At 50.1% G+C, this 1,758-nt stretch carries 2 protein-coding genes; both read left to right on the forward strand.

The features are described from left to right. On the forward strand, nucleotides 1–319 hold a 319-nt coding region (locus GFC01_RS19875), incomplete at its 5' end, for a transposase (protein ID WP_152948461.1). Continuing rightward, nucleotides 204–1,289 carry an IS110 family RNA-guided transposase gene (locus tag GFC01_RS17670; RefSeq protein ID WP_279233516.1) on the forward strand — a complete coding sequence of 362 codons (1,086 nt, stop codon included), beginning with the start codon at nucleotides 204–206 and terminating at the stop codon, nucleotides 1,287–1,289. The genes GFC01_RS19875 and GFC01_RS17670, both read left to right, overlap by 116 nt. The last annotated feature ends 469 nt before the right edge of the window (nucleotides 1,290–1,758 follow it).

Below are 1,758 nucleotides of genomic sequence, written 5' to 3' on the forward strand. Positions count from 1 at the left end.
ACTAGCCATGATCACACCCGAAACCTTAATTGTAGGTGTTGACGTGGCCAAGCGCACCCACTACGCCCAAATGATTAATTTCCGGGGGGAGGGACTGCACAAGCCGTTCCCATTCCAGAATACCAGATCTGGCATTGATGATCTAGTCCTGAAAATCAGAACGATCCAGTTTAAAAACGGCCTTTCCAACGTTCTGGTGGCCATTGGAGCCTACCGGCCACTACTGGCTTCCCTTAGCCTGTGTTTTAAGAACGCAAGGGATTATGGTAGTCCTGGTCAACCCGCACCATGTCAAAAAGGCCAAGGAACTGGACGATAATTCACCAACCAAACGGGACGACAAGGATGCCGGAGTAATTGCCCGCCTGGTCAGGGACGGTCGTTTCTTCATCCCGAACATCCCGGAAGGCATACTGGCGGATATCCGCAATCTCGTTAACTTCCGGGAACGGTTAAACAAAGACCTTCAACAAAGTAAGGCGCGAATCAACACCATTCTTGACCAGTATTTTCCAGAGTTTCAAGACGTTTTTAAGTCGATCGAAGGAAAGGCAGCTATAACTGTCCTGGATAATTTCCCTTTCCCGGCCGACCTTATGGAAAAGCCGGCAGCGGAAGTGGCTGCCGTTTTAAGCCGGGCCACCCATAACCGGGTTGGGATTAACCACGCAGAACTCCTGCAAGAAAAAGCCATGACCTCTATAGGTGTAAAAGAAGGCACAGAAGGTATCAGGATGGAGCTCCAATACCAGCTACGCCGGATGAAGGAAATCCTCAAGGAATGCGAGCTGGTTGAGGCCCGCCTGGCAGTACTGTTAAGGGAAATCCCTTATGCCGGGTACCTGCTTACCATCCCGGGAATGAGCATAGTGCAAGTGGCTACTATAGTTTCCGAAGTGGGCAACCTAAACAACTACCGCAATGCCAGGCAGTTGATAAAGCTGGCCGGCCTGAATCTGGTGGAAAACAGTTCGGGCACCCACAAGGGAAGAAACCGTATCAGCAAGCGGGGTAGAGCAAAGCTGCGTTGCGCTCTCTTCCGGGTAGCCCTGGTTTTAGTGGCCAGAACGCAGGAATTTTCGCTACTTCACCACTATTACACCACCAGACACAACAACCCATTGAAAGGAAAACAATCCCTGGTGGCCATTTGCTGTAGGCTTTTACGCATCATCTTTGCCCTGGCAAGCAAGGGAATGACCTATAACCGGGATCTGGTTCTACCTGAAAACCACCCGGCCCTGGTACATGCCGGAACGAATGGACTGGTGGCAAAAGTAGCAGCATAGAATGGTGTCCAGGCAACGGCCCGTACCTGTTTCAGCTTTCCTTCCGTTCTACCGGACTGCAGGCGAAAGGCGCTGGTTGCATCAAACATTGCATCGTTATAATGCCTTTGCTACATGGACCTTGACAATCAAGCAGCGCAGAGAGCCAAAAATCAATCCATGAGGGCAAAAAGACCCCGTTAGGTAGCACAATGGCCTCCACCCCTGGACAGGTGGAACGAAGGAAAGTCTGGAACCGGCACGGTCCATTGGTATCCTGGGAGACATGAGAGGGTATACCGCCAGGGCAAAGCGTGGAGATAAGAGCGCGCGAAAAATTGTCATACAAGCAGTCCCAATATAAGTATGGATAACACATGCCATATATCGGTATACCTGGTTATTATTATCATTCATCTCCCTGAGAAAAAGTGAAATTGGCTGATATCGCAAGATAAATGGAGATATTACAACCTTACTGAGAGAGGCT

The organism is Desulfofundulus thermobenzoicus, assembly GCF_009428905.1.
In the GTDB taxonomy this organism is placed as follows: domain Bacteria; phylum Bacillota; class Desulfotomaculia; order Desulfotomaculales; family Desulfovirgulaceae; genus Desulfofundulus_A; species Desulfofundulus_A thermobenzoicus.